The organism is Arthrobacter sp. FW306-05-C (assembly GCF_021801725.1).
Classification (GTDB): Bacteria; Actinomycetota; Actinomycetes; order Actinomycetales; family Micrococcaceae; genus Arthrobacter.
In genome coordinates this window covers 3,782,731-3,805,939 of sequence record NZ_CP084556.1, presented here as the reverse complement: position 1 = coordinate 3,805,939, position 23,209 = coordinate 3,782,731, and the positions used below count along the sequence as shown (strand labels likewise).

At 66.5% G+C, this 23,209-nt stretch carries 24 protein-coding genes; 18 read left to right on the top strand and 6 right to left on the bottom strand.

Annotated elements, in window-relative coordinates:
• Positions 1–146 precede the first annotated feature (146 nt).
• The 5 genes from LFT44_RS17685 to LFT44_RS17665 all read left to right on the top strand — a co-directional run bounded on the left by LFT44_RS17685 (position 147) and on the right by LFT44_RS17665 (position 4,102).
• Entirely contained in the window at positions 147–461 is a 315-nt protein-coding gene (locus LFT44_RS17685) for an ArsR/SmtB family transcription factor (protein ID WP_236799717.1), read from the top strand.
• Entirely contained in the window at positions 458–865 is a 408-nt protein-coding gene (locus LFT44_RS17680) for an SRPBCC family protein (RefSeq protein WP_236799716.1), read from the top strand. The genes LFT44_RS17685 and LFT44_RS17680 overlap by 4 nt, the downstream gene beginning before the upstream one ends.
• 92 nt (positions 866–957) lie before the next feature.
• Positions 958–2,898, top strand: a complete 1,941-nt coding sequence (locus LFT44_RS17675) for an ATP-binding protein (RefSeq protein WP_236799715.1) — start codon at positions 958–960, stop codon at positions 2,896–2,898.
• 67 nt (positions 2,899–2,965) lie between these two features.
• The gene (locus tag LFT44_RS17670) at positions 2,966–3,214 is read left to right on the top strand and encodes a hypothetical protein (RefSeq protein WP_236799714.1); all 249 of its coding nucleotides are present in this window, start codon (positions 2,966–2,968) and stop codon (positions 3,212–3,214) included.
• A 201-nt stretch (positions 3,215–3,415) separates the two neighbouring features.
• Entirely contained in the window at positions 3,416–4,102 is a 687-nt protein-coding gene (locus LFT44_RS17665) for an SOS response-associated peptidase (RefSeq protein WP_236802944.1), read from the top strand.
• Between the two features lie 39 nt (positions 4,103–4,141).
• On the opposite strand, the gene LFT44_RS17660 is transcribed toward LFT44_RS17665, so the two are convergent.
• The 4 genes from LFT44_RS17660 to LFT44_RS17650 form a co-directional block, all read right to left on the bottom strand.
• On the bottom strand, positions 4,142–4,306 hold the full coding sequence (locus LFT44_RS17660) for a hypothetical protein (protein ID WP_236799713.1): 165 nt from the start codon (positions 4,304–4,306) through the stop codon (positions 4,142–4,144).
• 128 nt (positions 4,307–4,434) lie between these two features.
• Positions 4,435–4,563: a hypothetical protein gene (locus LFT44_RS22015; protein ID WP_272910868.1), complete on the bottom strand. Its 129-nt coding sequence runs from the start codon at positions 4,561–4,563 to the stop codon at positions 4,435–4,437.
• A gap of 157 nt (positions 4,564–4,720) precedes the next feature.
• On the bottom strand, positions 4,721–6,469 hold the full coding sequence (locus LFT44_RS17655) for a DUF5671 domain-containing protein (RefSeq protein ID WP_236799712.1): 1,749 nt from the start codon (positions 6,467–6,469) through the stop codon (positions 4,721–4,723).
• On the bottom strand, positions 6,466–6,966 hold the full coding sequence (locus LFT44_RS17650) for a hypothetical protein (protein WP_236799711.1): 501 nt from the start codon (positions 6,964–6,966) through the stop codon (positions 6,466–6,468). The genes LFT44_RS17655 and LFT44_RS17650 overlap by 4 nt, the downstream gene beginning before the upstream one ends.
• Before the next feature lie 159 nt (positions 6,967–7,125).
• Here LFT44_RS17650 and LFT44_RS17645 point away from each other — a divergent pair, with 159 nt between their 5' ends.
• The 13 genes from LFT44_RS17645 to LFT44_RS17585 all read left to right on the top strand — a co-directional run bounded on the left by LFT44_RS17645 (position 7,126) and on the right by LFT44_RS17585 (position 20,815).
• Complete coding sequence (locus LFT44_RS17645) at positions 7,126–7,731, top strand: helix-turn-helix domain-containing protein (RefSeq protein WP_236799710.1); 606 nt, start codon at positions 7,126–7,128, stop codon at positions 7,729–7,731.
• A 163-nt stretch (positions 7,732–7,894) separates the two neighbouring features.
• Positions 7,895–9,226 (top strand): MFS transporter, encoded by a 1,332-nt coding sequence (locus tag LFT44_RS17640; protein WP_236799709.1) that lies wholly within the window; start codon positions 7,895–7,897, stop codon positions 9,224–9,226.
• Between the two features lie 10 nt (positions 9,227–9,236).
• On the top strand, positions 9,237–10,601 hold the full coding sequence (locus tag LFT44_RS17635) for an FAD-dependent oxidoreductase (RefSeq protein WP_236799708.1): 1,365 nt from the start codon (positions 9,237–9,239) through the stop codon (positions 10,599–10,601).
• Positions 10,598–11,848: a CaiB/BaiF CoA transferase family protein gene (locus LFT44_RS17630; protein ID WP_236799707.1), complete on the top strand. Its 1,251-nt coding sequence runs from the start codon at positions 10,598–10,600 to the stop codon at positions 11,846–11,848. Before LFT44_RS17635 ends, LFT44_RS17630 begins: the two co-directional genes overlap by 4 nt.
• Positions 11,845–12,648, top strand: coding sequence for an enoyl-CoA hydratase-related protein (locus LFT44_RS17625; RefSeq protein WP_236799706.1), 804 nt, complete (start codon positions 11,845–11,847; stop codon positions 12,646–12,648). The genes LFT44_RS17630 and LFT44_RS17625 overlap by 4 nt, the downstream gene beginning before the upstream one ends.
• A gap of 56 nt (positions 12,649–12,704) precedes the next feature.
• The gene (locus LFT44_RS17620) at positions 12,705–13,655 is read left to right on the top strand and encodes a dihydrodipicolinate synthase family protein (protein ID WP_236799705.1); all 951 of its coding nucleotides are present in this window, start codon (positions 12,705–12,707) and stop codon (positions 13,653–13,655) included.
• On the top strand, positions 13,655–14,455 hold the full coding sequence (locus tag LFT44_RS17615) for an SDR family oxidoreductase (protein ID WP_236799704.1): 801 nt from the start codon (positions 13,655–13,657) through the stop codon (positions 14,453–14,455). The genes LFT44_RS17620 and LFT44_RS17615 overlap by 1 nt, the downstream gene beginning before the upstream one ends.
• A 29-nt stretch (positions 14,456–14,484) precedes the next feature.
• On the top strand, positions 14,485–15,954 hold the full coding sequence (locus tag LFT44_RS17610; RefSeq protein WP_236799703.1) for an aldehyde dehydrogenase family protein: 1,470 nt from the start codon (positions 14,485–14,487) through the stop codon (positions 15,952–15,954).
• Positions 15,955–15,959: 5 nt separating this feature from the next.
• Entirely contained in the window at positions 15,960–16,280 is a 321-nt protein-coding gene (fdxA, locus tag LFT44_RS17605; RefSeq protein WP_236799702.1) for a ferredoxin, read from the top strand.
• A 284-nt stretch (positions 16,281–16,564) separates the two neighbouring features.
• Complete coding sequence (locus LFT44_RS17600; RefSeq protein ID WP_236799701.1) at positions 16,565–17,935, top strand: MFS transporter; 1,371 nt, start codon at positions 16,565–16,567, stop codon at positions 17,933–17,935.
• A gap of 87 nt (positions 17,936–18,022) precedes the next feature.
• Complete coding sequence (locus tag LFT44_RS17595) at positions 18,023–19,279, top strand: aminopeptidase P family protein (protein ID WP_236799700.1); 1,257 nt, start codon at positions 18,023–18,025, stop codon at positions 19,277–19,279.
• An 87-nt stretch (positions 19,280–19,366) separates the two neighbouring features.
• Positions 19,367–20,203, top strand: coding sequence for an IclR family transcriptional regulator (locus LFT44_RS17590; RefSeq protein WP_442863755.1), 837 nt, complete (start codon positions 19,367–19,369; stop codon positions 20,201–20,203).
• A gap of 48 nt (positions 20,204–20,251) precedes the next feature.
• Entirely contained in the window at positions 20,252–20,815 is a 564-nt protein-coding gene (locus LFT44_RS17585; RefSeq protein WP_236799698.1) for a dihydrofolate reductase family protein, read from the top strand.
• Between the two features lie 54 nt (positions 20,816–20,869).
• Here the strand turns inward: LFT44_RS17585 and LFT44_RS17580 are convergent, their stop codons facing one another.
• Positions 20,870–21,457, bottom strand: a complete 588-nt coding sequence (locus LFT44_RS17580) for a DinB family protein (RefSeq protein ID WP_236799697.1) — start codon at positions 21,455–21,457, stop codon at positions 20,870–20,872.
• 61 nt (positions 21,458–21,518) lie between these two features.
• Positions 21,519–23,135, bottom strand: a complete 1,617-nt coding sequence (locus LFT44_RS17575; protein WP_236799696.1) for a PucR family transcriptional regulator — start codon at positions 23,133–23,135, stop codon at positions 21,519–21,521.
• Positions 23,136–23,209: the final 74 nt, after the last annotated feature.

Sequence of the window (23,209 nt, the reverse complement as noted above, 5' to 3'; positions counted from 1 at the left end):
CCCACCATGAATTAGCCCCCAAAGGTTCGGCGTCGCCGAGTAAAGGTCCAAATTGGACCAAAAGTGAGCCTAATGGATGAGTCTCTTCCCGCTGACACAGGAGCGCAGATAGTTTATGTCGGAAATTCCCGACATATACTGTTGCTGTGCTTCCCGATGTCTTCGCCGCAGTGTCCAACCCGGGACGGCGCGTCATCCTGGACGAGCTGAGGCAGGGTCCCCGGACAGCCGGCGAGCTTACCGGCCTGCTGGACCTCAGCCGCCCGGCCGCGTCCGAGCATCTTGCCGTGCTCCGCGAGGCGGGGCTGGTTCGGGAGGAGCGGCAAGGCAGGAACAGGGTGTACCACCTGCAGCCCGTCGGGCTCGCCGAGATCGGCGGCTGGGTGCAGCACTTCGAGCATTACTGGAACGGGCGGCTGGATGCCCTGGCCGACCTTTTGGACGAGGAGGAACCGTCATGACCGAGAGCGCCATCCGGCTGGAACGCCGCTACCCGCACCAGGCTGCCGTGGTTTGGGCCGCGCTGACCACCCCTGAACTGCTGGCCCGCTGGTGGGCTCCGGGCAACATCGCGCCAGTGGTGGGCCACCGCTTCACCATGGACATGGACGCGTGGGGCCAGCAGCAGTGCGAAGTCCTTACCGTGGACCCCGGCAGATCCATCAGCTTCCTCTTCTCTGAGGGCCAGCTGGAGACCACCATCACCTGGCGCCTGGAACCCGTCGATGGTGGCACCATCCTCCACTTCGAGCACGCCGGCTTCCAGCTCGACACCCCCATGGGCCGCCACGCCATCGAAGGCATGGGCAACGGCTGGCCCGGGCTGCTGACCCGGATCGACGGGGTTCTTGCGGGGGTGTCCTGACCTCTCTGCCTGCTGCTACGCTCCACGTAGTTGGCCCGTCGTTGCGCCTTCGGGCTGACCATCAGCTTCGGTTGTAAGCGAAGGAACCACAGATGACGGTTGCCCAGATCCAAGTGGACCAGCGCGTGATCGGGATCGATTCCCGGCGCTTCGCCTCGGTTGAGAAGGCTCTGGTGGAGCTCATCACCAACAGCGATGACAGTTACTCGCGGCTGGAAAGAGCCGGCGGCACCTTGACGGGTCCCATCGTCGTCGGTTACCAGCGGCACCACTCTGGAGCAGTGCTGACGGTCACCGACCAGGCGGAGGGCATGTCCTTCGAGCAGGCGGGCAGGATCCTCAGCTACGGCGGCGCCCACAGTCCGCTGGCCCGCGGGGAGGGAGCAGGCCGGGGCTACTTTGGGCGCGGGCTCAAACAGGCCATCTTCGGGCTGGGGCACGGCTGGATCGAGACCATTCAAAGTGGCCGGTTCACCCGGATCGACATCTTCCGGGGTGAGAACGGCGGCTACCTTTATGACGACGACGGCGCGGACCGCCGGGCGTTCCCCGAGGACCACGTCCGGCTCGGGATTCCCGACGGCGGCAACGGCACCAGGGTCACCATCGTGGTAGACAACCCGCACGCCACCATCACCCAGCAGGCAACACTGCTACAGCTCCTTGCGGACAACATCTACCTGCGGGACGTGCTGCACAGGCGAAGGGTGGAACTGGTCCACGGACACCCCGGTGACGGCGATCACGGCAGTGACCGCATCCGTTTCCGGGAACCTCCTGCCATCACGCTGGTGAGCCCTGAAGAACCGGGCAGCTTCAGCGTCGACGGTACGGAGTACGCGTTCACCGTCACGCTGAAACGGGCCCAGGACGTTGAACTGACACTGAAGGGTGACGAACGAACCGCCGGCCTGGTGGTGGAGTCCGGCAGGGCTGTGCTCGACTGCCAGATGTTCGAATACGAGAACCAGGTGGGCACCGAGTATCTTTTCGGGACGGTGCGTTGCCCCGCGCTGACCGAAATGCTCGGCAAAGGTAGGGCCATCATCAGCGACGAGCGTGAAGGCCTGAACCCCAAGGACCCGTTCGTTGCGGCGTTCTCGCGGGCCGTGAGCCGGATGATCGCGGCCCCTGTCCAGGCCGAGAAAGAAAAACTCACCCACCTGGAACGGGCCACCACATCCGGGCGAACCGCCGAGATGATCGAGCACCTGCTTCAGCACATGAGCGAGGCCGCCATCCTGGACCTGGGCCTCGAGACAGCACCTGGTGTCCGGAATGGGGACGGCGAGCAGGCGCCGGAGTCACCGTTGCCTGCGGCACTGCGGTTCACAACGCCCTTCTACTACCGGCCGCCGGTGCATCCGTTCCACGTTGCCCTGCTGCTGGATCCATCCCAGCTGCCCGTTGGCGAAACCCTGGCGTTCGAACTGGACCTTCCGCCCTCGATCCGCCTTGACCCGCTGCCAGCGCCGGTTCCAGTCAGCACCCTGGCGGAAACCCTTCGGCTCGAATGGACGGCAACGGGGGACAAAGCTGGAGACCACGGGGAAATCACTGCCCGAGCCGGGGACTACTGGGCGCTGTGCGAAGTGGTCATCGCCGAGCACGCCTCACACCGCAGCGCAAACCAACCGCCGCACCAGGCCGTCGCCGCCCCCGGACAGCTGCCGGGCCCTCACCGCCAGGTCCACCACCCGAGCAGGGACCACGGCGTCGACCTCTTCACCGGCTACGACTTCCGCAGCCTGCACAACAGCACGGACCGTGCTGTGTACAGCGAAGTGGAGCGAAAAGTCATCATCAACACCGCAGCCCCCACCGTCCAGCTCTATGTCGACGGACGGGGCCGATTCCGCGACTCCGCCCGGCTGCTCCTCGCAGAACTCTTTCTTGACGTGATTTCGGACGAGCTGGCAAGGCGCCGCGTTGAGCAGCATGGCCATGCCGGGGACCTCGAAGCCTTCAGGAACGCCAAACGCGCAATCATTGGCCGCTACGGCAGCGATATACACCGCACCTTCCTGGGTTGAAGCCGGCTGGATCGGCGCAACGGGGACGCGGCGTTTACTGCCGGGCGGCGAAGGGTAACGATGGAGTATGACTGATAGCGAAGACGGCGGCGCCAACGACCCCTTTGACGGCAACGATGAGCTCGTGGCGGGCACGGATCCCGATGCCACGCCCGAAGCCATCGCGGAGGATGTCCGTCACGACATCCAGCTGGGCCATGTCCAGGACGATGTAAGCCACGTCCTTGAAGAGCGCTTCGAGGAAGCCGGGATCAAAGCCCGTCCCGAAGAAGTGGATGACCTGGCCGAGGAAATCGAGCGGGAAGCCTCCAGCTGACCTTCCATCACTGGTAGCGGCGTTAAAAGCCGGGGCGGGCCTGAAACGGCGGGTAACGACCTGGACCAGTGCGCTGGCCGTGTTGGGCGCATGGCTCCATGAGTCATACCGGTGGTCCAGGTGGCCCGCCCTTTCGCCTATCCGGGCAACAACCGGCCGACCTGCAGTGGGGAGAATAACCGTATGTGCGGCAGATATGTCATGTCCAAGGCCACGGGCGACCTCCTGAGCCACTTTGACGCCAAAGAGGTTGAAGGCAGCCTGCCCCCACCAAGCTGGAACGTGGCCCCCACTGAGCCGGTGCCGATCGTGGCCGAGCGGTTGGATGAGGGCAGCATTGAGCGGCACCTGCTGGTGGCGCACTGGGGCCTGGTTCCGTCCTGGGCCAAGGACATCAAGATCGGCAACAAGCTGATCAATGCCCGCAGCGAGAGCATCCTGGAGAAGCCGTCATTCCGCAAGGCAGCGGTGAAACGACGCGCGATTCTTCCTGCCGACGGCTACTACGAGTGGCAGAAGACGGAAGACGGCAAAAAGATCCCCAACTACCTGTACTCCGAGAAGGAACCGATGCTCGGCTTTGCCGGCCTGTACGAGTGGTGGGCCGACCCTTCAGTGCCGGAGGATGACCCAGCACGGTGGCTCCTGAGCTGCACGGTCCTGACCACCACGGCCCACGACGCCTTGGGCCATGTCCACGACAGGTCCCCGGTGATCATTCCCCGCGACCGCTTCGCCGAGTGGCTGGACCCGGACCTGACCGATAAGAACGATATCCGGCACTTTCTGGACACTCTTCCCGAGCCCGTCCTGACCCCACGGATAGTGTCCACAAGGGTAAACAGCGTGCGGAACGACGGACCGGAACTGATCGAGCCGGCTGATTGACGAGGCTGTCCCGGATCCGGTGCCGGAAGTTCGAGCGGCTTAGGGCCAGTCGGCGCGGGTGAAGCGGATTGGGCTGCGCATGGTGAGCAGGCAGTCGGATGTCCACTCCGCCAGCTTGTGCTGTACGTCCAGTGAATCCGTGACGGCAGCCTGCTGCCCGTCCTGGTTTGCGGCGTCTGCAAGACTCTCAGCTGTGCTTTTCATTTGTCCCCCTTGGCAAAGCGTGTGTGCCAACACTAGGCAGCGCAGAATGCCAGGGGAAGAGGGTTAATCCACCAGCGGGATAAACTGAGCAAATCTTGAGGAACGCCGCATTCCCGGCGCAGATGGTCCTACTTTCCCGCTCGTGAGAAAACGGCGTTGAAGAAGGACGCGAGCGCGGGAAACGGCAGGTTCCGGCTCGTGCCTACCCCATTGATGATCGCCGTCAGTTCCGCATCCGTGGGTGGCTTACGAGGCATGCCCCCAGGCTGGGTGCTGGGCGGCGATGACGATTGCGGTGCCGTTGCCTGGTTGGCTCATTTCCATTTCAGCACCGCAAAGTTTTGCGGCTCGATGAGCAGCCATGGCCGGCCTCCTTTGCCAGCACCAACGCTAGGCTTCAGCTTCCCGAGCAAGCTAGGGCCGTAGGGCCCGGCCGGTCGCAGGACCGCCAGCGACGGCAGCGCCCCCGGCAGCAGCCACCGGGATGACCTCCAGCCGGGCTCCCGGCCCGGCGATCACCAGCACCTGCTGCGCGGCAGTGGCCTCCAGCGCCACCGCGATCTGCCGCATGACGTCCGCAACCACGGGCGAAGGAACGGACGACGACGGAAGTCCCGCGCCGCCGTCGTCCGCCCTGAGCCAGGTGGTCACCTTCGCCCCGGTGGCGTCAGCGATTCCCCGCGCCACAGCCTCGGCATCAACGACAGCGGGTGGATAACCGCTGACCAGGGTGACCCGCTCGATCACCCGCGGCCGGGCAGGGGCCGCCGCGGCGAGTAGTGCACGGTCGTGCCGCCACAGCGCAAAGTGGTAGCCCGCCACGAGCCCGGCAGCCACCAGCAGGCCCAGGGGCGCCCGGATCCGGTCAAGGACGCTGCCGCCGGTGACTTCGCCCAGCAGGAATTCGAAGAGCCGGTATCCGATCACCAGCAGCGTAATGAGCGCCACCATCGCACTGACGCCGAAAAATGCAACCAGGTACAGGCGCCGGCCGGGCGGAATGTCGTCCGCACTGCGTGGTTGGTGCAGGGGCTTCCACGCGAGCCACCACACCGGTGCTCCCACCACCAGGGAACTGATGCCGCCCAGAAGCAGGGTACGGGTTGTCCCGCCCGCCAAAGGAGATACGGCTGCAGCCAGCAGTGCATTCACCACCACGCCGATGCCGGAGGCCGCCGCGGCAAGCGCCACTGCGGACGTCACCAGGAGGCTGGCCCGGCGGGTCCGGGTGGAACGGTGCACGGACGTACTGCGGTGATACCGCCACACCAGCGCCCCGATGGCGGCAGAGGCGATGGCCGGGGCCAGCGGCTCAAGCAGATCGTTCAGGGGATCGCTCCGGTCGAAGGCCAGCCGCAGGAGGACGAACAGGATGACGCCCAGCCCGCCCACGGCAGCGATGCCGGCCAGGAAGATGCCCACGCCGATGATGGTGACGTCCACCAGCCCTGTTTGGAAGCGCTGCCCGCCCTCCCGGAACCAGTGCCACCACCACACCACCGCCCCGCCCGCGGCCCAGATCAGGGACCGGAGGACCTCAAACCACCAGGGCTCGAAGACGGTGGTTGCCGTGAAACCGCGGATCGCGACATCCAGCAGCACACTGAGCGCGGCGATCAAGCCGCCGGCACCCAGCAGCAGCCCAAAGACGGAGCCGACGACGGCGCGCACGTCCTCAAGGTGGCGCGACGCTTTGCGGGGGTGCTTCCACATCCACCGGTGCCACCACCAGATAGCCGCCCACACAATGGCGTTCGCCAGGGGGGACGGCCACTGGCTGACCTGTCCGCCGATGAAGGACGTGGCCAGATCCAGCAGCGACGTGGTGGCGATGATCAGCGAGACGGCGTAGATCCCGGTGAGGTAGAGGCCCCACCCGGGGGCCCTCCGCTCGGCTTCATCGTCGAGCCGCCGCCACACGAACCACCACAGCAGCAGCGCCAGCGGGCCGCCGATCAGGGTGAAGGCCAGGGACAGGGCCAACCCGGTGACGTCGCCGGAAACCAAGGTGGTTGCCGTACGGAAGAGACGCTCAAGCAACCCGCTTACACCTGACGCGGCGATGACCACCAGCGCGAACAGCAGGACGTACAGGATCAGCCGGCGGAGGGTGGCCAGGCCACCTGTGGGAACGGGAGACGTCGGGGCTGCGGAGGCGCTCATGGCTTCACCGGCATCACCGTGCAGGCCATCAGCGGGTAAGGCGGCTGGTCAATCATCCATTCCCCATTCACTTTGAGGAGCGAGAAGGCGTCCTCCGTCTCGTACTCGGACGGCCCAAAGGGGCCGCCCTGGGCCGACCGCACAATCGAAACCTTCACGGTGGCTGAGTCGGTGCGCTCCGTCGTCGAGATGAGGACAACGCGGGCGGGCGACGGCTCGCCGGTGTACGTGCCGCGGCACCTGCTCCTGGCACCCTCCGTGAGATAGGACTGGGCGGTGGGAACGTCGCCGTCGATCACTGCCTTGCTGTACCGCTGGACCACCCCGGCGGGACTGCCTTCATCCAGCGGCGCCGGCTCGCCGCGGGTGAAGACCACGGCCAGCGCCACCACCACCAGCAGTACCACCACGCCCACCAGCGCGAGCAGGACCCGGTCCGGTTTTCGCGCGTTCTGATGTTCCTGCACAGTCCGGTCCCCGGCGGCGGTGTCGTCCATGGCGCAAGTATGGGGCAGGAGAAGCGGTTCCGCTCGTGTCTTTGGGCCCGTTTTTCCTGCACGAGAGCAGAATCTTCAAGATAATTAGGAAAAGGGGTTGTTTGAGTAAAAATCTTCACTATAGTTGTGTGAGTAAGCTCACCCAGTGAAAGACAACCGATGACCACCGAGAGTAGCACCACCGCACCGCCGGCCACCAGCGAACTGCTGGCCACGGTTGGCAACAAAGTGCGGGCCATGCGCAAGGAAAAGGGCATGACCCTGGCCAAGCTCTCGGACGTCACCGGGCTCAGCCAGGCGATCGTCAGCCAGATCGAACGCGGAATGGCCAACCCGTCCTTCACGACCCTCGCCCAACTGGCCCATGGACTGGACATCCCCGTGGGAAGGTTCTTCATTGGCCAGGACCAAACCAAGTCACCCGTCGTCCGCAGATCCGCACGGCGGAACCTGAAAAACGTCACCCGCGAATCCGTGGGGGAGGCAGTTCACGAACTGCTCACCCCGGACCGTGACGGCACCATCGAAGCGCAATGGATCATGACGCCCCCAGGGCATGACACCAGCGCAACACCCTTTACCCACAGCGGGGAAGAGTTCTGCTACATCATCTCGGGCAGGAAGGACGTCTACTTGGACGGCGTCTGCTACAGCCTGGAAGAGGGCGACTCGATCACCTACCCGGCAGAAACCCCGCACTGGTACAAGAACAGCTACGAAGAGGTATGCGTAGCCATCTGGGTAAACGCACCACACAAGTGGTAGGCCTGCCGGTCCCCGCCGGCGCCTGCGTTTCCCCATAACTGTCCGGACCCAATCTGTGGCCCCGGGCAATCCTTGCCACCTTCGCATCCTGCGCCTCCTCCAACAGGCGTCGCTGCGTCATACCCTCCTGCGCCCTTCCCGGCGCCAGCGTAAGGACACTCCCATGCTCGACATCCAAGCGACGGACAACGCCGTACCGTCACCACGTGCCACCACCTCATCCCCCCGCAACCGCGATAAATTCACCCCAGAAGTCCGCAAGGGCCTCCTCGGCCTTGGCCTGGGCAACGCCCTGGAATGGTACGACTGGATGGTCTTCGGCCTCCTGTCCGCCTTCATCGGCCCCAACTTCTTCCCCAGCACCGAGCCCCTCTCCGCCACCCTGAACGCGCTGGCCGTGTTCGCCGTCGGATTCGCCTTCCGTCCCCTCGGCGGCATCCTGCTGGGCACTCTGGCCGACCGCATCGGCCGCCGCCGCGTGATGCTGCTGTCAATCATGCTGATGGCAGGCACCACCCTGCTCATCGCCGTCACCCCCAGCTACGCCACCATCGGCGCCTGGTCCGGCATCATCCTGGTGGCCTGCCGTATCCTGCAGGGCATCTCCACCGGCATCGAAGCCCCGCTCTCCACCTCCCACGCCGTTGAACTGGCGCCGGAAGGCCGCGAAGGCTACGTGGCCGGCATCATGTCCTTCTACGTCAACATCGGCATCCTGCTCGCCTCCCTTGTCAGCTTCGTCTGCAGCCTGGTGATCGGCGGCGCGGCCATGGGGGAGTGGGGCTGGCGCGTTCCGTTCATCATCGGCGCCCTGTTCGGCTTCGTGGTGCTCTACCTGCGCCGCTCACTGCCCGAAACCCTCAAGGAAGAAGAGCGCGCCACCAACACCGCCAAGACCGTATGGTCCGGCGTGGGCAAGCATTGGCTCTCCGTCCTGGCGATCATCTTCGTGGTGGGGGCCGCCCAGGCCTACAACTACGCCTGGAACGTGGGCCTGCCCAGCGCCGCCCGCAGCGGCTTCAAGGAAGACCCCACCGCAGTCTTCGCCCTCACCACCGTCCTGGGCGTCGTCCTGGTGATCGGCAGCTGGATCATCGGCAAGCTGGCCGACGGCCGGTCCATGTCCCGCTGGTTCCTGGTGACCCGCGTCCTGGCCATCCCCTCCGTGTTCCTCATGCTCCTGTACGTCCAGCCCGGCATCGGCGGTTTCGCAGCAGTCCTGCTGGGTGGCTCGATCGTCCTGGTCCTGAACATGACCCTCTACAACGTGGTCAGCTCCTCCCTGATGCCCAAGAACATCCGCGGAACCGGTGTGGCCCTTGGCTACGGCATCGGCGTGGCCCTCTTCGGCGGCACCGCCTCCTACCTCCTGGTCTGGCTGCAGTCCCTGAACCTCACGTGGGTCTTCCCGGTCTACGTCGCAGTCCTCTCCATCCTCAGCATCGTTTTCTACCTCGCCGCACGCCGCTCCAACGGCATCTTCGTCGGAAAGTAAGGACTTCCCCATGAACACGCTCGAACTCAGCACCACCACTGCGGACCTCACCGCCCCGGTGATCTCCCGGTCCAACGTCCTGGTGGTTGGCGGTGGTCCCGCAGGTGTGGCCGCCGCCGTCACCGCCGCCCGTTCCGGCGCCAAGGTGACCCTCCTGGAACGCTACTCCTCCCTGGGCGGCCTGGCCTCCGGCGGCATGGTGCTGGTCCTGGACGACATGATCAACGGCCAGGACATCACCGTCACCGGCATCGTCTCCGAATACGTCGAACGCCTGCAGAAACTGGGCCTGGCCATCGTCCCGCCGGCCGAGGACCGCCGTACCTCCGAGGAACTCTGGAACAAGTGGGGCCGCTACGGCACCTTCGACTTCCACTCCCACACCAACCCCAAGCCCATCTGCTACGCCGCCGCTTTCGACCCGGACGGCTGGAAGCGAATCTCCAACGACCTGGTCCGCGAGGCCGGCGTGGACATGCGGCTGCACTCCTGGTTCTCCCGCCCCATCGTGGACAACGGCGTGATCAAGGGCGTCATCTGCGAAACCAAGCTGGGCCCGCAGGCCTTCATGGCGGACGTGGTCATCGACACCACCGGCGACATCGACGTGGCCTCCCGCGCCGGCGCCAGCTACGCCAAGGACAATTACCTCACCACCCTCGTCTTCCGGCTGGGCAACGTGGACACCGCTGCCGCCGAAGCCTTCGAGCAGGCCAACCCCAAGGAAGCCCGCGCCATCAACCGCAAGATCAAGCGGCTCCTGGGCGGGGCCTGGGAACTGTGGTGGCTCAAGACCCCCATCGACGGCGTGGTGTGGTGCAACGCCCCGCACATGACCGGCTTCGACGGCGTGGACCCGGCAGACATGACCGCCGCGGAGTTCGCCGCCCGGGACAAGATCTCCGAGGCCGTGGACTACGTCCGGGCCAACCTCCCCGGCTTCGAAAAGTGCTACATGCTCGATGTCGCCTCCCAAATGGGCGTCCGCCAGACCCGCCTTCTGCAGGGCGAGTACGTCATGACCAAGGAAGACGTCACCTCCCGCCGCCACTTCCAGGACAGCGTGGCCCGCGGCCGCGACTACTACTACCCCTACCGCTCGCTGCTGCCCAAGGAAGTGGACCAGCTCCTGGTGGCCGGCCGCCACTACTCCGCCACCCCCGAGGCGCAGAAGATGTCCCGCGAAATCCCGCCCTGCATGGCCATGGGACAGGCCGTCGGCGTCGCCGCAGCGCTCGCCGTCGAGTCCGGCGTGCTGGTCCGCGATGTGGCGGCAGCGGACATCCAGCAGGGCATGCGCCGGCACGGCGCGGACCCGGGCGACGTCCCGTCGTCGAACGCCACCCTGGACGCCGAAGCAGCGGTGCCGGCGTGAGCGCGGCAACGGTAGAGCGGGTGGAACGCCCGACGGCGGCGGGCGCCAATGCGGCTGCCTCACCCGTGCCCCTTCCGCTGGAAGGCATCCGGATCGTGGACTTCACCCAGGTGTTCATGGGCCCGTCCTGCACCCAGCTGCTGGGCGACTACGGTGCGGACATCATCAAGGTGGAGCGCCCGGGCGCGGGTGACATCTCCCGCAACTCGTTCCCGGACCAGGACGGCCAGGACAACCCGATCTTCCTGTCCATCAACCGCAACAAGCGCAGCGTCTCGGTGGACACCCGCACGGAGGAAGGCCGCGAGGTGCTGCACCGGATTCTGGCCGACGCGGACGTGGTGGTCAGCAACTTCCGCTCCGGCGTCATGGAGCGGATGGGCTTCGGCTATGAGCACCTGAAGGCGAAGAACCCGGGCATCATCTGGGCCTCCGGCACCGGGTTCGGCCCGGTGGGACCGTACTCGCACAAGGGCGGGCAGGACGCGATCGCCCAGGCCTACTCGGGCGTGATGTGGCGCCGCGAATCGGATGACCAGAAGCCGGCCATCTACCCCACCACCCTCTGCGACTACATCACCGGCATGCACCTCATGCAGGGCATCCTGCTGGCGCTGCGCACCCGGCAGGCATCGGGCGTGGGGCAGAAGGTGGAGGTGACCATGTACGACTCCATGCTGCACCTGCAGATGCAGGAGGCGTGCATGCAGCTCAACCGCGGCTACGAGGTCAACTGGGGCGCCATGCCGCTGAGCGGCGTCTTCGAAACCACCGACGGCGCCGTGTGCATGGTGGGCGGCTTCACCCCCGACCCGCTGGCGCGGATCTCCGACGCCCTGGGCCTGGACGAGGACCTGACCGAGCGGCCCGGGTTCGCCACCCTGGAGCAGCAGTTCAAGAACAAGCCCGCCCTCCAGGCCATCTTCCGGGAGCACTTCGCCACCAACACCACCGAATACTGGACCGGGAAATTGGAGGAACAGGGGCTCCTCAACGCCCCCGTCCACACCCTGGAACAGGCGCTCGCCGACGCCCAGACCGAGGCCAACGGCATGATCGTGGAGGCCGAACACCCGCGGGTGGGCACCGTGAAAATGCTCAATGCGCCCATCCGGCTCTCCGCCACCCCGCCCACGGTCCGCCGCGTGGCGCCCCGCCTCGGCGAACACAACGTGGAGGTCCTGCTGGAAAACGGCTTCGACGCCGAAACGATTGAACGCCTGCAGCAGTTGGGGGTCCTGCGGTGACGGCCCTGGCGGAGCGGGTAGACGAAGTCACTCTCAGCATCAACGACGGCGTCGCAACCGTCACCATCGACCGCCAGCACGTCCTCAACGCTGTTGACGGCACCGCGCAGGCCCGGCTCAACGACATCTGGGACCAGCTGGAGCAGGATCCGTCCGTGCGGGCTGTGGTCGTCACCGGGGCAGGGTCACGCGCGTTCTGCGTGGGCGCGGACATGTCCGCCTCCGCCGTGGACAAGACCGGCCTGGAGTACTGGGCCGGCCTGGACCCCAACGGGTTCGGCGGCCTGAGCCTGCGCACCACCCTGGACATCCCCGTGATCGCCAAGGTCAACGGCTACGCATTGGGCGGCGGCATGGAGATCGTGCTGGGCGCGGACATCGTGGTGGCGGCGGACAGCGCCAAGTTCGGATTGACGGAGCCCCGGGTTGGGCGGTTGGCGCTCGACGGCGGCATCCACCAGCTGCTGCGCCGCGTCCCCTACACCCAGGCCATGGGCATGCTCCTTACCGGCCGGAAAGCCGGCGCGGCCGAGATGCAGGCCATGGGCCTGGTCAACGAAGTGGTGCCGGCCGAGGAGCTCGACGCCGCCGTGCAGCGCTGGGTGGACCAGATCCTCGCCTGTGCCCCCACCTCCGTCCGGGCGGTCAAGCAGATGGCTGCCCGGACTTCGCACCTGACGGCCGCCGAAGCGCGCGGCCTCCGGCTCCCGGCCCTCATGGCCGCCCTGGACAGCGAGGACTCCGCCGAAGGCGTCCGGGCGTTCCAGGAAAAACGGCAGCCGCTGTGGCCGGGCCGCTGACCGGGCCGCCGCCGTCGAACCTCTTCCCGCTTCACTTTCCTTGAAAGGAAACAACCATGCCGCAATCCGCCGCGCCTGAAAAGCGTGAATCCCTGGCCCCGGGCGTGTGGGGCGTCGTTGCCACCCCGTTCCAGGGCAGCACCCTGGACGTGGACCTGGACAGCCTCTCCGACCTCGTGGAGCGCTACGAAACCATCGGTGCCACCGGCCTCACCGTCCTGGGCGTGTTCGGCGAAGCAGCCGCACTTGCGGCGGAGGAGCGGCGGCAGGTCTTGGAAATCGCCGTCGAATGCACCAGCCTGCCGCTGGTGGTGGGCGTGACCGCCCTGGCCACCCGGCCCGCCATCGAGGAGATCCGTGCTGCCCAGGAGGCTGCCGGCCAGCGTCTCGCCGCCGTTATGGTGCAGGCCAACTCGCCAAAACCTGAAGTTGTCGCCGCCCACCTGGACGCCATCCACCGTGCCACCGGCGCCAAGGTGGTGCTGCAGGACTACCCCCTGGCCAGCGGGGTCACCATCTCCACGGAGGCGCTGATCGCGGTGGTCAGGGCAAGCCCGTCCGTTATCGCCATCAAGGCCGAGGCGCCGCCCACCAGCGTGGCCATCGCAACCCTCAGCGCCGCCACCGGCATCTCGGTGTTCGGCGGCCTTGGCGGCCAAGGCCTGCTGGATGAACTCCTGGCCGGAGCCGCAGGAGCCATGACCGGATTCTCCTATCCGGAAGCATTGATTGCCTGCGTCCGGGCCTGGCAGCGGGAGGGCTACGCGGCGGCCGCCGCCCAGCTGGTGCCTTACCTGCCGCTCATCAACTTCGAGCAGCAGGCCAGGGTGGCCCTGGCCGTCCGCAAGGAATGCCTGCGCGAACGCGGCTGGATCAAGGACTCCGGCGTCCGCGCCCCGGCGCCGGGCTTCCCGGAGAACCTGCGGCACGCCATGATCGCGCACCTCCGCGAAGCGGCCACGGCACTGAAAATCACCCGCACGCCCGTCCCGGCCGGGAGCCTCTGATGGATCTGGGCATTGCGGGACGCACAGCGCTGGTGGCGGCCTCCACCGGCGGACTGGGGCTCGCCGTGGCGCGGGCACTCGCCGCGGAAGGGGCCAAGGTGGCCATCGTGGGCCGGCGACATGACCGGGCCCAGGAGATCGTGGGCGAACTGCACGCAGCATATGGTGACCTCCCTGGGTTCGGCGCCATTGCCGTCGAAGCCGACCTCACCGCCCCCGGGGGAGTGGCAGCGGCAGCGGCGCAGACCGAAGCGGGCCTGGGCCAGATCGACATCCTGGTCCTCAACGGGCCCGGACCCAAGCCCGGCGCCGCGGCGACCCTGGGCTCCGAGGACATCGCCGCAGCGTTCGACACCCTGGTCAAGCCCCACCAGGCCCTGGTGGCCCTGGCCCTCCCCGGAATGCGGGAGCGGCGGTGGGGGAGGATCCTGGCCGTCGGGTCCAGCGGGGTGGCCGCGCCCCTGCCCAACCTGGCCATCTCCAACACCGGCCGCGCAGCCCTGGCCGCGTACCTCAAGACCCTCGCGGCGGAGGTGGCGCTGGACGGGGTGACCGTCAACCTGCTCCTGCCCGGCAGGATCGCCACCGACCGCGTCACCGAACTGGACCAGGCAGCGGCCAAGCGCCGTGGCACCACCCTGGACGAAATCCGGCTCGAATCCCGCAAAACCATCCCCGCGCGGCGGTATGGGGAACCCACCGAGTTCGGTGCCGCAGCCGCCTTCCTGTGCAGCGCACCGGCGTCGTACATCACCGGCGTGGCGCTGCGGTGCGACGGCGGCCTCATCCGCAGCCTCTAGCCCCACCCACCATCTTCCAAAGGAACGCCATGACCTCCACCGCCCTGGACCCCCAAACCACCGCCGACGCACACCTGACCGCCCAGCACCTCATCAATGGCCAATGGCTGGGCGAGGCAGAAACCTGGCGCATGAACCCCGCCCGGCCGGACGAGCTCGCCGCACTGTCACCCCGCGGCACCGCCGAGGACGTGGACGCCGCTGTCACCGCAGCTGCAGCCGCGCAGCCCGCCTGGGCAGCGCTGCCCGCACCATCCCGCGGCGCCGTCCTCCTGGCCGCCGGAAACCTGCTGATCGAACGGCAGGCGGCCATTGCCGAGGACCTGGTCCGCGAGGAAGGCAAGACCCTGGCCGAGGCCAAGGGCGAAGTGAAGCGCGCCTCCGACGTGCTGCGGTTCTTCGGCTCGCTCGGCTGGGCCGCGACCGGTGAGGTGCTGCCCAGCGGGCTGCCGGACACCACCATCACCACCCGGCGCGAGCCGCTGGGCGTGGTTGGCCTGATCACCCCTTGGAACTTCCCCATCGCCATCCCGGCCTGGAAAACGGCGCCGGCACTGATCAGCGGCAACGCCGTGGTCATCAAGCCCGCCGAGCTCACGCCGCTGTCCGCCACACACCTGGCCCGCGCCCTGCAGGACGCGGGACTGCCGGCCGGCGTATTGAACGTGGTGCACGGCAAGGGCCGCGTGGTGGGCGATGCCCTGGCCCGCGATCCGCGCATTGCGGGAATGTCCTTCACCGGTTCCACCAAGGTGGGCCTGGGCCTGCAGGAGATCCTCAACGGCCGGCGCGCCCGGGTGCAGCTGGAGATGGGCGGCAAGAACGGCGTCCTGGTCCTGGACGACGCCGATCCAGCGAAGGCCGCACAGGTGGTGGCGGCAGGCGCCTTCGGCCTTACCGGCCAGGCCTGCACGGCCACGTCGCGCGTTTACGTCACCCCCGGCATCCGCCCCGCGTTCCTGGAGGCGCTGGTGGCAGAAGCCGCCAAATACACGCCGGGCGATGGCCTGGAGTCTGCCATGGGGGCCGTGGTGAGCCGGCAGCAGTTCGAGCAGGACCAGGCAGCGGTGCGTGGCGCCGTCGAACGCGGTGCCACCCTCCTGCATGGAAGGTACGACGGCGATTCCTCCGGAGCGCTGTCCTTCCCCGCCGCCGTGCTCACCGACCTGGCCTACGACGATCCGGCCGTGACCGAGGAAATCTTCGGCCCCGTGGTGGCCGTCCTGGAAGTGCCAGGCTACGAGGCCGGACTGGCCGCCATCAACGACTCCCGCTACGGCCTCACCGCCGGTATCTGCACCGACTCGCTGGCCCTGGCCACCGATTTCTCCGCCAGGGCGCAGGCGGGCGTCATCAAGGTCAACCGGCCCACGGCGGGACTGGACCTGAATGTGCCGTTTGGCGGCGTCAAGGACTCCTCCACCAACACATTCCGCGAGCAGGGCAGGTCCGCCCTGGAGTTCTTCACCTGGGGCAAGACCGTCTACACGGGTGTGTAGCTGCCATGACGTACGTGATCGCCCAGCCCTGCGTGGACGTAAAGGACAAGGCCTGCATCCAGGAGTGCCCAGTGGACTGCATCTACGAGGGCGAACGCTCGCTCTACATCCACCCGTCCGAATGCGTGGACTGCGGTGCGTGTGATCCCGTGTGCCCGGTGGAAGCCATCTACTACTCCGACGACGTGCCGGACGAGTGGGCAGACTACGTCCGCGCCAACGTGGAGTTCTTCTCCGACCTGGGGTCACCGCAGGGGGCCTCGGCCCTGGGGAACCTGCACCGGGACCACTCGGTAATCGCAGCGGAACCTGTTCCTGCGGGATAAACCCTCCAGCACATCCCTGCCGTTGAATGGCCGCCAAGCGCTCCCGCTTGGCGGCCATTTCTGCGTTGAAGCCCGAGTTTCGCTCTTGTTACAACCCTGTTGCCTTAGACGCAACGAGTTGGATCGTTTTAGCGTGGACCCTGATGTGTGCCACTTCCGGCCCATCCACTCGATGGTCGCAGGATTAATCATTTCAAAACCTATTGACTGTGTTGCGCATCACGGCCTATCTTGAAACAACCACGTTGCAAGCAATGCAACTCCAACTTTCAATTGGTGGTTTCATGAGTACCCGACAAAACTCACCCCGGGCCGGAATCGTTGCCGCTGACGCCAACGGTCCCGCCCGGGCTGGCAATGCTGCGGACAGTACCGTTGCCAGCAAGGACGTCCGACGCCGGGTGGTCACCGCGAGCTTCATCGGCAACTTCGTCGAATGGTTCGACTACGCCGTGTACGGTTACCTGGCAGCAGTCATCTCCTCGGTGTTCTTTCCCGAAGCGGACCGGCAGACCGCGCTCCTGGCAACCTTCGCAGTCTTTGCCATTTCCTTCTTCGTCCGTCCCTTGGGCGGCTTCTTCTGGGGCCACATTGGTGACAAGCTGGGCCGCCGCAAAGCGCTGTCCCTCTCCATCGTCATCATGTCCGTCTCCACCTTCTGCATCGCACTCATCCCCGGCTACGGCACCATCGGCATGCTGGCCCCGGTCCTGCTGCTCCTGGTCCGCGTGGTCCAGGGATTTTCGGCCGCAGGGGAGTACGCCGGAGCCTCGGCCTTCCTGGTGGAATACGCACCGGCCAACCGCCGCGGCCTCTATGCCGCCGTCGTTCCGGCCAGCACCGCTGCTGGCCTGCTCCTGGGCTCACTGATCGCGGCACTCCTCAGCTCGGTGCTCAGCACCGAACAGCTGCACGACTGGGGCTGGCGGCTGCCGTTCCTCCTGGCAGCCCCCATGGGCCTGATCGGGCGCTACATCCGCACCAAGCTGGAGGACACCCCGGCCTTCCGCGCCCTGGCCGACCAGGAGGAAAACGCCCCCAAGGCTCCCGCGCTGGACATGTTCCGGACGTACCGCAAGCAGCTGGTCATCGCGTGCGGCGCGGTGCTGCTCAACGCCGTCGGCTTCTACGTCATCCTCAGCTACATGCCCACCTACCTGTCCGAGGAACTGGGCTTTGGACCCACCGAGTCCTTCCTGGCCACCACCATCGCCCTGGCCAGCTACATCGGCTTCATCTTCCTGACCGGCATCGCCTCGGACCGGTTCGGCCGGAAGCGCATGCTCATCACCGCCTCGGTGCTCTTCATGGTCCTGACCGTCCCGGCCTTCATGCTGCTGGACACCGGCAACTTCCTGGTGATCGTCCTGGTCCAGATCCTGCTGGGCGGCATGCTCACCCTGAATGACGGGACCCTGCCCAGCTTCCTGGCCGAACTGTTCCCCACCAAGGTCCGGTACAGCGGCTTCGCCGTCAGCTTCAACCTCTCCAACGCGCTCTTCGGCGGCACCGCACCGTTCATGGCCACCCTCCTGATCGGCATGACCCAGAGCAAGCTGGCGCCCGGCTGGTACCTGGTGGCCGCGTCCGCAGTGTCCCTTGTGGCCGTGCTGTTCGCCGCCGAGACTTCCCGGAAACCCCTCAAGCACCTCTGACCAAGAGGTCTTCCCAAGACCAACCTCATCACGCAAACCAACACCGGCTGCAGCAGCTGCCGGCACCCATTAGAAAGGCACACCTTCGTGACTATCACCGCTGACAACGCGTCCTCCATTGCCGAACTCGAGCGCCTCAAGGTCCTGCACATCGGCTCCAAGGGCAAGCTGACGTTCTCCGACGCGGAGTTCGAGCGCCGCCTGGGCGGCCTGCGCCAGATCATGGCCGCCAAGGACCTGGACGCCGTCATCCTCACCAGCTACCACGGCATCAAGTACTACTCCGACTTCCTGTACACCACGTTCGGCCGCAACTACGCCCTGGTGGTCACCGCCGACGACTCGGTCACCGTCACCGCCAACATCGACGCCGGCATGCCCTGGCGCACTTCCTACGGCGAAAACATCGTCTACACCGACTGGCGCCGGGACAACTTCTACTTCGGCCTGCAGGAAGCGCTGCGCCAGCGCGGCGTCAAGGCCAACCGGATCGGCGTCGAGGATGACTTCCTCCCGGGCTTGACCCGCGAAAAGATCGCCGCCGCCTTCCCGGGCGCCCAGCTCCTGGACGTGTCCCAGGACGCCATGCGCCAGCGCATGATCAAGTCCGCCGAGGAAATCGAAGTCATCAAGCACGGCGCCCGCATCGGAGACCTGGGCGGCGAGGCCATCCGCAACGCCATCCGCGAAGGCATCAGCGAGTACGAGGTTGCCCTGGTTGGCACCGAGGCCATGGTGCACGAGATCGCCAGGACCTTCCCGCACCGCGAGGTCCGGGACACCTGGGTGTGGTTCCAGTCCGGCATCAACACCGACGGCGCGCACAACTGGGCCACCACCCGGAAGCTGCAGCAGGGAGACATCCTCTCGCTCAACTGCTTCCCCATGACTTCCGGCTACTACACCGCCCTGGAGCGCACCCTCTTCCTGGGCCAGCCGGACGAGCGCTCACTGGAGCTGTGGAACATCAACGTGGAGGTGCACCGCCGGGGCCTGGAACTCATCAAGCCCGGCGCCGTCTGCAAGGACATCGCCGCGGAGCTCAACGAGATCTACATCAGCCACGGCCTGCTGGCCAACCGCACCTTCGGTTACGGCCACTCCTTCGGCGTCCTCAGCCACTACTACGGCCGCGAAGCCGGCCTGGAGCTGCGCGAGGACATCGACACCGTCCTGGAACCGGGCATGGTGGTGTCCATGGAGCCCATGATCACGGTTGCGGACGGCCTGCCCGGCGCCGGCGGCTACCGCGAGCACGACATCCTGGTCATCGGCGAGGACAACTCTGTCGAGAACATCACCAAGTTCCCGTTCGGTCCTGAGCACAACATCGTCGAGGGATAACCCACTGAACAGCCAGAGCGGCGCCGTGGACTGAGCAGCTCAGGCCACGGCGCCGCTTTCGGCGTCTGCCGCCAACGATAGGGAAAGATGGTATCCACCATGACTCCTGCAAAGACCCCCGACAGCAACGGCAACGGAAGCGGCACCAACGGCGGGCCGGACGTGAAGGGCGCCTCCGTCGTCGTCAATGCCATCGCCGTCCTGCGCACCTTCACCGCGGATGAGCCGCTGCTGGGCGTTACGGAAATCGCCAACCGGGTGGGCATGCACAAGAGCAGCGTGTCCCGGATCCTCGCCACCTTCGAGCAGGAAAACCTGGTGGAACGGGACCCGGAGACCAAGCGCTTCCGGCTGGGCCTGGGGCTCATCGCCGTCGCCGGGCCGCTGCTAGCCGAGATGGAGGAACGCCGGGTGGCCTACCCGGTCCTGCGGCAGTTGACGGAGCAGACGGGGGAAACCAGCGCGCTCATGCTGTGGAACGGCGACGAAGCCATCTGCGTGGAACAGATCGCCAGCCACCACCAGATCAAGCACACCACCCCGCTGGGCGCGCGCTACCGGGACGCCATGAGCGCGTCCGTCCAGGTCTTCCTGTCCACCCTGCCGGCAGAGCGGGTGCGGGAGCTGCTGAGGAGTGGCACCATCACCTTTCCAGGCATGGACGACGCCGGCCTTGCCGCCTACGAGGCCCGGCTCCAGGATGTTGTGCGGCGGGGGTGGGCGGGCAACTACGGGGAATCGTCCATGGACGAGGTGGGCGTGGCAGCGCCCGTCCGCGACCACCGCGGCGACGTGGTGGCGGCCGTGTTGATCCCGGCACCCCGGTTCCGGGTATCCAAGGAGCAATTCGAGAGCCTGGGCGAGGCCTGTGTGACCGCCGCAGCGAAGGTAACCACACGGCTGGGCGGGCGGACGGCAAGCTGACCTTGGCAGGTCTGTACAACTAGCCGTGGCCCACGGGAGACTGGCGCCATGCGCAAACTGGCCTTTGGCATGAACGTGAGCCTGGACGGTTACATCGCCGCGCCCGGCGACGACATCGCCTGGAGCACACCGAGTGACGAACTGTTCCAATGGTGGTCCGACCGGGTGGGGGCTACCGGCCTGGCGCTGTATGGGCGCAAACTTTGGGAGACGATGAGCTCCCACTGGCCTACCGCGGATCAGCAGCCTGACGCCACACCGGCGCAGGTCGAGTTCGCCCATCGCTGGCGCGATATGCCGAAGGTGGTGTTCTCTTCGACGATCAGCGCGGTCGACTGGAACGCCCGTTTGGTCTCGAGCGATGCGGTTGCCGAGATCACCCGGCTCAAGGACGGCGACGGCGGTCCCATGGATATCGGCGGCGCCACACTCGCCGCGGCGGCTATGCGGGCCGGACTGATTGACGAGTATGCGGTGGTCACCCATCCGGTACTGGTAGGCGGCGGCACACCGTTCTTCACAGCCCTGGACAACTGGGTGAACCTGGCCCTGGTGGAGACCCGCACGTTTCCCGGCGGTGTGTTCCTAACGAGGTACGGGGCCAGGCGTTGAGCCGTACGACAACCGCGTCCACGAGTCTGTATAGCTGTAAAACCGGACGATGCCTTAGGTGCCGTCGGCCAGCTTTTTCATTCGCTGACGCTGCTCTTCCCACTGATCGGGCGTTTGGTCTGGAATGTTCGGCGCGGATGGGCGCAAACCGATGAAACCGTCCAACTGCTCGCGCACGATGTCCAGGTGTCCGGCATGACGGTGAGACTCGGCGATCATATGCACCAGAAGGCGTTCGACCGTAGTGTGCCGATGCTTTACCCACCACTGCACCACGGCCGGTGAATCCAGCTCCATTTCATCGAGCACTGCATCGGCCGCGACGTTTGTCTCCCGATAGACCTTAACCGTATCGATCAGCGTCATATTCGGCGGCGGGAGGAAGTCTGCCTGAGGGTCCTCGGCGTCGATAACGCCCCGGATAATGGGGTTCTCAATTTTGCGTCCAAGACATGAAATGAAGTACTGGGATTCGGTGACGGCCCGGTGGAGCAGTAGGCCCATGACATGGGTGCCCGTCGGAGTAAGGGGAGTACGTGCCTGGGCATCACTCAGGCCCTCACATTTCCACAGGACTGCTTCGCGGGCATCGTTCAGATATTCACGAAGCTGTGCACCCCTGTCATTTCTATCGATTGGCATGAACTGAACGTTATGTCCTTTTTAGAAGCTGACTGCACAACCTTCCGCAGACTTCCTGGTTTCACGGCAGCCCGGCCATCCGGGCCGCCAGGTGCAGTGCCGCCAGCCGGCCCGTGCCGCGCGGATCGCCCCCACACAACTCGAAAATCCGCTGCAGCCGGTGGTGCATTGACTGCCGTTCCAGATGCAGTTCGCGGGCAGACTGCGCCGTGTTGCAGCCGGAGTCCAGCCACACCTGCAGGGTCTCCAACAATTGGGACTGCCGCTGCGCATCATGCTCCAGCACGGCCCGCAGCTGCCGGTTGACGAACGCGTCACGGGCTGAGGCATCGAGGCCGGTCAGGGCGAGGCTTTCAACGGCGGTGTCCTGGGCATCAACCACCACCAGGCCGCGCGCCGGAAACCGCCTGCGCGCCGAGGCATTGCGCCGCCGGATCTGTCGCACGTCCAGGGCACGGCGCGCCTCCGCCAGCGACCAGGCCGCCTCCGCAACACGGCCTACCGGCGGTCCCACGGCTATCACGGCATCATGGTCGCCCTCCAGCCCCCGCAGGGATTCCAGAAGCTCCCGCCGCTCGCCCGGGGCCTCGGTGCAGGGCAAACCGATCATCACCACCAGCTCTGCGTCGTCCAGGTAAGCGGCGCACGGAATCCTGCGCGAGCTCAGGAAGCTTTCGACGGCGCCACGCAGCTCCTGCGGCGCCGCGGCATGAATGGCTGCCACCACGGCCGGGGAGTCTGTCGGAAAGCCGGCACCTGGAGCAAGTTGTTCAAGCCGCCACTCGGGAGCGGAATTGAGCACTGCGCGCATCAGTTCAGCACCCGCCAGGGCATGCAGCCCGGGAGGCGTATGCTGCAGCAGCGCCAGGCCCAGGATGTCGACGGCGCGTTCCCCGGCCACCTGTGCCAGTGCCGTGTCGGCAACCTCCGGCACCAGCACCTCCAACCGGCCCATGAGCACGCCGCGCACGGGGATGTCCACGCTGAGCACTCTTCCAGCAGGAGTCCCGCTGAAGTTGGCATCCCCGCCCGGCCCGGAGCCGCCGTCGTCCGCTGCTCCTTCCTCGGCCGCCCCGGCCGCGCCATCCGCGCTAACCTCGCTGCTCCACCCCTCCGGCACCGCGCTGCCCATCGTCACTCCCCACGGGGAGGTGAGCTTCACGGCGGAACCGGTAATCCCCGCCAGCACGGCCAGGATCTTGTCCAGCGAGGCGCCGTGGGCCAGCTCCGAAGCCATGGCGCGGGTGGCGGCGTCGGCCTGCTGAAGGTGGCCCACCGACTCGCTCACCAGCATGGAGTTGATGGCCTGCATGACGCCCACAAAGGGCACCACCTTGCGCAGCTCCACCACGGGCAGGCCGAACTCCTCAGCCTTCTGCAGCATGTCGGCAGGAATCTCCGGCAGTGCGCCGCCTGTCTCGATGGCCAGCGCGGCAATGCCGCGCTGCGCCAGTTCGCGGACGTACTCCTCGCGTCTGGCGGGCGTGGCGGTGGCAAGTGTGATGCCGCCGCAGAGCAGCAGCTCGCCGCCGCGGAGCAGGGGAGCGATGTCCAGCACCTCGCTGGAGTGGACCCAGCGGACCGGCTGGCTATCCGCGGCTACCCCACGGGGATGGATCACGGGGTCTGCGGCGGCGAGGGCGGGATGGGCGAGTATTTCGCCAAGAAACACTGACACGACGTTCCGTAACGTAGTAGGAGAATCTGTTCGACAGATCGTATCTTGTTCCTTGTGATGGGGGCCACATAGCC

Bases quoted from the DNA above. Each gene is read 5' to 3' on its own strand.
- LFT44_RS17680 (WP_236799716.1), top strand. From the start codon at position 458: ATGACCGAGAGCGCCATCCGGCTGGAACGCCGCTACCCGCACCAGGCT.
- LFT44_RS17675 (WP_236799715.1), top strand. From the start codon at position 958: ATGACGGTTGCCCAGATCCAAGTGGACCAGCGCGTGATCGGGATCGAT.
- LFT44_RS17670 (WP_236799714.1), top strand. From the start codon at position 2,966: ATGACTGATAGCGAAGACGGCGGCGCCAACGACCCCTTTGACGGCAAC.
- LFT44_RS17665 (WP_236802944.1), top strand. From the start codon at position 3,416: ATGTCCAAGGCCACGGGCGACCTCCTGAGCCACTTTGACGCCAAAGAG.
- LFT44_RS17660 (WP_236799713.1), bottom strand. From the start codon at position 4,306: ATGAAAAGCACAGCTGAGAGTCTTGCAGACGCCGCAAACCAGGACGGG.
- LFT44_RS22015 (WP_272910868.1), bottom strand. From the start codon at position 4,563: ATGCCTCGTAAGCCACCCACGGATGCGGAACTGACGGCGATCATCAAT.
- LFT44_RS17655 (WP_236799712.1), bottom strand. From the start codon at position 6,469: ATGAGCGCCTCCGCAGCCCCGACGTCTCCCGTTCCCACAGGTGGCCTG.
- LFT44_RS17650 (WP_236799711.1), bottom strand. From the start codon at position 6,966: ATGGACGACACCGCCGCCGGGGACCGGACTGTGCAGGAACATCAGAAC.
- LFT44_RS17645 (WP_236799710.1), top strand. From the start codon at position 7,126: ATGACCACCGAGAGTAGCACCACCGCACCGCCGGCCACCAGCGAACTG.
- LFT44_RS17640 (WP_236799709.1), top strand. From the start codon at position 7,895: ATGCTCGACATCCAAGCGACGGACAACGCCGTACCGTCACCACGTGCC.
- LFT44_RS17635 (WP_236799708.1), top strand. From the start codon at position 9,237: ATGAACACGCTCGAACTCAGCACCACCACTGCGGACCTCACCGCCCCG.
- LFT44_RS17620 (WP_236799705.1), top strand. From the start codon at position 12,705: ATGCCGCAATCCGCCGCGCCTGAAAAGCGTGAATCCCTGGCCCCGGGC.
- LFT44_RS17615 (WP_236799704.1), top strand. From the start codon at position 13,655: ATGGATCTGGGCATTGCGGGACGCACAGCGCTGGTGGCGGCCTCCACC.
- LFT44_RS17610 (WP_236799703.1), top strand. From the start codon at position 14,485: ATGACCTCCACCGCCCTGGACCCCCAAACCACCGCCGACGCACACCTG.
- fdxA (WP_236799702.1), top strand. From the start codon at position 15,960: ATGACGTACGTGATCGCCCAGCCCTGCGTGGACGTAAAGGACAAGGCC.
- LFT44_RS17600 (WP_236799701.1), top strand. From the start codon at position 16,565: ATGAGTACCCGACAAAACTCACCCCGGGCCGGAATCGTTGCCGCTGAC.
- LFT44_RS17590 (WP_442863755.1), top strand. From the start codon at position 19,367: ATGGTATCCACCATGACTCCTGCAAAGACCCCCGACAGCAACGGCAAC.
- LFT44_RS17585 (WP_236799698.1), top strand. From the start codon at position 20,252: ATGCGCAAACTGGCCTTTGGCATGAACGTGAGCCTGGACGGTTACATC.
- LFT44_RS17580 (WP_236799697.1), bottom strand. From the start codon at position 21,457: ATGCCAATCGATAGAAATGACAGGGGTGCACAGCTTCGTGAATATCTG.